Raw genomic sequence first — 4,318 nt, 5'->3', positions numbered from 1 at the left:
AGTCTCCCACCTATCCTACACAAGCCACACCGAACACCAATACCAAGCTGTAGTAAAGGTCACGGGGTCTTTCCGTCCTGCTGCGCGTAACGAGCATCTTTACTCGTAGTGCAATTTCGCCGAGTTCGCGGTTGAGACAGCTGGGGAATCGTTACGCCATTCGTGCAGGTCGGAACTTACCCGACAAGGAATTTCGCTACCTTAGGATGGTTATAGTTACCACCGCCGTTTACTGGGGCTTAAATTCTCAGCTTCGCCTTGCGGCTAACCGGTCCTCTTAACCTTCCAGCACCGGGCAGGCGTCAGTCCGTATACATCGTCTTGCGACTTGGCACGGACCTGTGTTTTTAGTAAACAGTCGTTCCCCACTAGTCTCTGCGGCCTCCAAACGCTTTCGGGAGTAAATCCCTATACGCCGAAGGCCCCCCTTCTCCCGAAGTTACGGGGGCATTTTGCCGAGTTCCTTAACCACGATTCTCTCGATCTCCTTGGTATTCTCTACCTGACCACCTGAGTCGGTTTGGGGTACGGGCGGCTAGAACCTCGCGTCGATGCTTTTCTTGGCAGCATAGGATCATCCACTTTTTATTCGCATCGTGTCTCAGCCTGTATGAGTCGCGGATTTGCCTACGACTCGGCCTACACACTTGCACCGGGACAACCATCGCCCGGCTGGACTACCTTCCTGCGTCACACCTGTTAATACGCTAACCGCACCAGCATGGGGTCGTACGCTAGGCCTCACCCCATCACCCCGAAGGGATCCGGTCATGAGGATTCAGATACTTAGCACCACTGGATTAGCTTGGGCGGTTCTTCGCCGGTACGGGAATATCAACCCGTTGTCCATCGACTACGCCTGTCGGCCTCGCCTTAGGTCCCGACTTACCCAGGGAAGATTAGCTTGACCCTGGAACCCTTGGTCTTTCGGAGGACGTGTTTCTCACACGTCTTTCGCTACTCATGCCTGCATTCTCACTCGTGTAGCCTCCACGGCTGGATCACTCCGCCGCTTCGCTGGCCACACGACGCTCTCCTACCCATCAACACGGCTGGACCACGAAGGCCTACCAATAATGTCAATGCCACAACTTCGGTGGCGTGCTTGAGCCCCGTTACATTGTCGGCGCGGAATCACTTGACCAGTGAGCTATTACGCACTCTTTCAAGGGTGGCTGCTTCTAAGCCAACCTCCTGGTTGTCTAAGCAACTCCACATCCTTTTCCACTTAGCACGCGCTTTGGGACCTTAGATGGTGGTCTGGGTTGTTTCCCTCTCGACTATGAAGCTTATCCCCCACAGTCTCACTGCTGCGCTCTCACTTACCGGCATTCGGAGTTTGGCTGACGTCAGTAACCTTTTAGGGCCCATCGGCCATCCAGTAGCTCTACCTCCGGCAAGAAACACGCAACGCTGCACCTAAATGCATTTCGGAGAGAACCAGCTATCACGAAGTTTGATTGGCCTTTCACCCCTATCCACAGCTCATCCCCTCAGTTTTCAACCTAAGTGGGTTCGGTCCTCCACGTGCTCTTACACACGCTTCAACCTGGCCATGGATAGATCACTTCGCTTCGGGTCTAGGACATGCGACTGAATCGCCCTATTCAGACTCGCTTTCGCTACGGCTACCCCACACGGGTTAACCTCGCCACATATCACTAACTCGCAGGCTCATTCTTCAAAAGGCACGCTGTCACCCCTACTAAGGAGGCTCCAACGGTTTGTAAGCAAACGGTTTCAGGTACTATTTCACTCCCCTCCCGGGGTACTTTTCACCTTTCCCTCACGGTACTTGTCCGCTATCGGTCATCTGGAAGTATTTAGGCTTATCAGGTGGTCCTGACAGATTCACACGGGATTTCTCGGGCCCCGTGCTACTTGGGATACTCTTCGTGTCAGAACACGCATTTCGACTACGGGGTTGGCACCCTCTATGACCGGCCTTTCAAGACCGTTCGTCTATACGCTTCTGTAACACCGCCATCTCGGCAGAGATGACTGAAAAGTCCCACAACCCCGAACATGCAACTCCTGCCGGATATCACACACACTCGGTTTAGCCTGATCCGGTTTCGCTCGCCACTACTAACGGAATCGCGGTTGCTTTCTCTTCCTGTGGGTACTGAGATGTTTCACTTCCCCACGTTCCCTCTACCCGCCCTATATATTCAGGCGGGAGTCACTAGGTCGGCACGCCGCCCAGCGGGGTTTCCCCATTCGGACACCCTCGGATCAAAACTTGCTTATCAGTTCCCCGAGGCTTATCGCAGATTGCTACGTCCTTCTTCGGCTCCAGATGCCAAGGCATTCACCGTTTGCTCTTAAAGACTTGAAAATCACATGAGTTTGAATCAAAAAACTCGGACCAACCACAAGGGTTGATCAGAAATTGACTAATGATCTTTAAGATCATCTTTCGCAGCCAACCCGAAGGCCGGCTGCAAGATGCTCGCGTCCACTGTGTAGTTCTCAAAGTACGGGCGGTACCCCTCCCCGCAACCCCCGAAAGGGAAACAGCAAGAGGCCCTGAGAATCCGTCACACCCAGGCCTAAAGACCCAGACGTACCCGGTCCCTCAGGACCCAACAGCGTGCAGACACCACATCCCCACCGCTCCCCGTTCCAACCATCCGAAGATGATGTACTAAGAAAACGATGCATCCGTGATGCCATGTCAAATGTTCCACCCATGAGCTCCCAGCAGAAACGTGTGTTCTGATCTGGGCTCTGTCACCCCGAGGGGTGCAGTTGCTCCTTAGAAAGGAGGTGATCCAGCCGCACCTTCCGGTACGGCTACCTTGTTACGACTTAGTCCTAATTACCGATCCCACCTTCGACAGCTCCCTCCCACAAGGGGTTAGGCCACCGGCTTCAGGTGTTACCGACTTTCATGACTTGACGGGCGGTGTGTACAAGACCCGGGAACGTATTCACCGCAGCGTTGCTGATCTGCGATTACTAGCGACTCCGACTTCATGAGGTCGAGTTGCAGACCTCAATCCGAACTGGGACCGGCTTTTTGGGATTCGCTCCACCTCACGGTATTGCAGCCCATTGTACCGGCCATTGTAGCATGCGTGAAGCCCAAGACATAAGGGGCATGATGATTTGACGTCATCCCCACCTTCCTCCGAGTTGACCCCGGCAGTATTCCATGAGTTCCCACCATTACGTGCTGGCAACATAGAACGAGGGTTGCGCTCGTTGCGGGACTTAACCCAACATCTCACGACACGAGCTGACGACAACCATGCACCACCTGTTTACGAGTGTCCAAAGAGTTGACCATTTCTGGCCCGTTCTCGTATATGTCAAGCCTTGGTAAGGTTCTTCGCGTTGCATCGAATTAATCCGCATGCTCCGCCGCTTGTGCGGGTCCCCGTCAATTCCTTTGAGTTTTAGCCTTGCGGCCGTACTCCCCAGGCGGGGAACTTAATGCGTTAGCTGCGTCACGGAATCCGTGGAATGGACCCCACAACTAGTTCCCAACGTTTACGGGGTGGACTACCAGGGTATCTAAGCCTGTTTGCTCCCCACCCTTTCGCTCCTCAGCGTCAGTAACGGCCCAGAGATCTGCCTTCGCCATTGGTGTTCCTCCTGATATCTGCGCATTCCACCGCTACACCAGGAATTCCAATCTCCCCTACCGCACTCTAGTCTGCCCGTACCCACTGCAGGCTGGGGGTTGAGCCCCCAGATTTCACAGCAGACGCGACAAACCGCCTACGAGCTCTTTACGCCCAATAATTCCGGATAACGCTTGCACCCTACGTATTACCGCGGCTGCTGGCACGTAGTTAGCCGGTGCTTTTTCTGCAGGTACCGTCACTCTCGCTTCTTCCCTGCTAAAAGAGGTTTACAACCCGAAGGCCGTCATCCCTCACGCGGCGTTGCTGCATCAGGCTTGCGCCCATTGTGCAATATTCCCCACTGCTGCCTCCCGTAGGAGTCTGGGCCGTGTCTCAGTCCCAGTGTGGCCGGTCACCCTCTCAGGCCGGCTACCCGTCGACGCCTTGGTGAGCCATTACCTCACCAACAAGCTGATAGGCCGCGAGCCCATCCCCAACCAATAAATCTTTCCAGACACTGACCATGCGGTCGCGTCTCGTATCCAGTATTAGACGCCGTTTCCAGCGCTTATCCCAGAGTCAGGGGCAGGTTGCTCACGTGTTACTCACCCGTTCGCCACTGATCCACAAGAGCAAGCTCCTGCTTCACCGTTCGACTTGCATGTGTTAAGCACGCCGCCAGCGTTCATCCTGAGCCAGGATCAAACTCTCCGTAAAAGAAAAATACTGAACACACCGGAAAAAGG

General features: G+C 54.4%; 2 rRNA genes. Both read right to left on the bottom strand.

From position 1 onward, the window contains the following. Window positions 1–2,338, bottom strand: a 23S ribosomal RNA gene (locus ACSS7Z_RS16195); the annotation flags it as partial. A 424-nt stretch (window positions 2,339–2,762) separates the two neighbouring features. After that, window positions 2,763–4,289 (bottom strand): 16S ribosomal RNA (locus ACSS7Z_RS16190). Window positions 4,290–4,318: the final 29 nt, after the last annotated feature.

Source organism: Microbacterium wangyouchuni (assembly GCF_051546305.1).
Taxonomy (GTDB): Bacteria; Actinomycetota; Actinomycetes; order Actinomycetales; family Microbacteriaceae; genus Microbacterium.
Note: the sequence above shows the minus strand (reverse complement) of the source record. Positions and strands in the feature narration are given on the sequence as shown.